Below are 295 nucleotides of genomic sequence, written 5' to 3' on the forward strand. Positions count from 1 at the left end.
TCAACGTAATCGCGGGCTTCCTGGGGCAGATCCACCCACTTGCGGGCGGCAGTGATATCGCAGTGCCAGCCGGGCAGATACTCCACCACGGGCTGTGCGGTGTCCAGAGCCATGCCCATGGGGAAGCGCTTGGTGATGGTGCCGTCGGTCAGCTTGTAGCCGGTGACCATGGGGATCTTCTCCATGTAGTCCAGCTCGACCAGCAGGGTCAGGGCAACCTCATCGCAGCCCTGGCAGACCACGCCGTAGTGGCTTGCCACCAGGTCGATGGGGCCACCACGGCGGGGACGGCCGG

1 protein-coding gene is annotated in these 295 nt (G+C 65.4%); it reads right to left on the minus strand.

The genetic code is table 11. The features are described from left to right. The coding region (locus tag P0G09_RS19460; RefSeq protein WP_275253498.1) for an adenylosuccinate synthetase at positions 1–295 on the minus strand (295 nt) is incomplete at both ends.

It is taken from the genome of Faecalibacterium sp. DFI.5.82 (assembly GCF_029076575.1).
GTDB lineage: Bacteria > Bacillota > Clostridia > Oscillospirales > Ruminococcaceae > Faecalibacterium > Faecalibacterium duncaniae.